The following is a 1,437-nucleotide window of genomic DNA, read 5'->3' as shown; positions in this document are numbered from 1 at the left end:
GCGTGTACGGCCTGGTCAAGAGCGACGCCCGCACGACGTACCTGCACTACTCCTCGTCCGGCGCGCGGCCGCCGACGCGCTCGGCGCCGAGGCGGTGCGCGAGCTGTCCGCCCCGCAGATGACGGCGGAGGACTTCTCCTACGTGCTGCGGGCCGTCCCGGGCGCCATGGCCTTCCTCGGCGCCTGCCCGCCCGGCCTCGCCCCGCACGAGGCCCCGTCGCTGCACTCGCCCCGCATGACCATCGACGAGGACGTGATCGCCGCCGGCATCGCCTGCGAGGCCGCGGTGGCCCTCGCCTTCCTGTCCGGCGGCGGACGCCTGGACGGCTGACCCGGGGGCGGCGGGCGGGCCGTGGGTTCCCGTGGCGTGCCGTCCCGCTCAGGGGTCCAGACCAGTGGAGGCGCTGGCACCGCCGCTGCCGGTCACCGTCCGGTGACGGGGAAACGGGCGCCCGCGGCCGTAACGATGCCATGAAATGGGCTCGTTCAGGCGTGAACCGGTCGCGTCCTGGGCACGGACCCCCTACCGGTGTGCCGAACCGGCCGTCCGGGGTGACCACGAGCGGCAGCCGCCGCCCGTCCTGCCCGGCGGCGGCCAGCAGCCGCCGCCCCTCCGGCTCGTCCACCGAGTACCAGCGGTACGGCACCTGATTGCGGGCCAGGAACTCGCGCACCGCCGAGGACCGCGCCGACCAGCGGTGCCCGACGACCTTGGTGCTCGGCACCGGCTTGCAGGCGCTGGAGTGCCAGGCCCGGAGGAGATCGTCGAGGACCGGGTAGAGCTTCTCCTCGGGCGGGTCCCAGGGCTTGAGGAGATAGTGGTCGAGGTCGACGACGTTGATGGCGTCGATCGCCGCGTGCGTGTCCGCGTACGCGGTCAGCAGCACCCGGCGCGCGCCCGGGTACACGTCCAGGGCCTGTTCCAGGAACTCGATGCCGTTCATCCGGGGCATGCGGTAGTCGGCCAGGATCACCGCCACCAGGTCCCCGCGCAGCTTCAGCTCGCGCAGCGCGGCGAGCGCGGACTCGCCGGACTCGGCGCGCACGACGCGGTACGACCCGCCGTAGCGCCGCCTGAGGTCGCGGGCGACGGCACGGGAGACCCCCGGGTCGTCGTCCACGGTCAGGATGACGGTCCGCGCGGTCTCGGCGGCCTGTGCCATACGACTCCCCACCCATGTCACCGGTACCAGGCCATCGTATGTTCGATTGCCCGGGACCGCCCTCGTGCACCGCGGTACGGGGGGCCGGGAGCTGGCACCATGATCATGGGCGCGCGAGGACACGCTCGTGCGCCGGTGACGACGAGGAGGCCCACGGATGACACGCCCGATCACGGCAGGGGTGGACGGTACGGAGGAGAGTGTCGCCGCGCTGGACTGGGCGGCCAGGGAGGCCGTGCGCCGGGGCCTGCCGCTGCGCGTGGTGCACGCCTGG

At 73.9% G+C, this 1,437-nt stretch carries 2 protein-coding genes and 1 pseudogene; 2 read left to right on the top strand and 1 reads right to left on the bottom strand.

What is annotated here, in order from left to right; all coding sequences use genetic code 11:
• Positions 1-331 (top strand): M20/M25/M40 family metallo-hydrolase (locus H5J33_RS35155; RefSeq protein ID WP_399553007.1); only part of this gene is annotated, 331 nt, incomplete at its 5' end.
• 184 nt (positions 332-515) lie between these two features.
• Here H5J33_RS35155 and H5J33_RS35150 read toward each other — a convergent pair.
• Positions 516-1,163: pseudogene (locus tag H5J33_RS35150) on the bottom strand (response regulator); the annotation flags it as partial.
• A gap of 157 nt (positions 1,164-1,320) precedes the next feature.
• On the opposite strand from H5J33_RS35150, the gene H5J33_RS35145 reads away from it, so the two are divergent.
• The coding region (locus H5J33_RS35145; protein WP_181798701.1) for a universal stress protein at positions 1,321-1,437 on the top strand (117 nt) is incomplete at its 3' end.

This window comes from Streptomyces sp. WELS2, assembly GCF_013870595.1.
Classification (GTDB): domain Bacteria; phylum Actinomycetota; class Actinomycetes; order Streptomycetales; family Streptomycetaceae; genus Streptomyces.
Note: the sequence above shows the minus strand (reverse complement) of the source record. Positions and strands in the feature narration are given on the sequence as shown.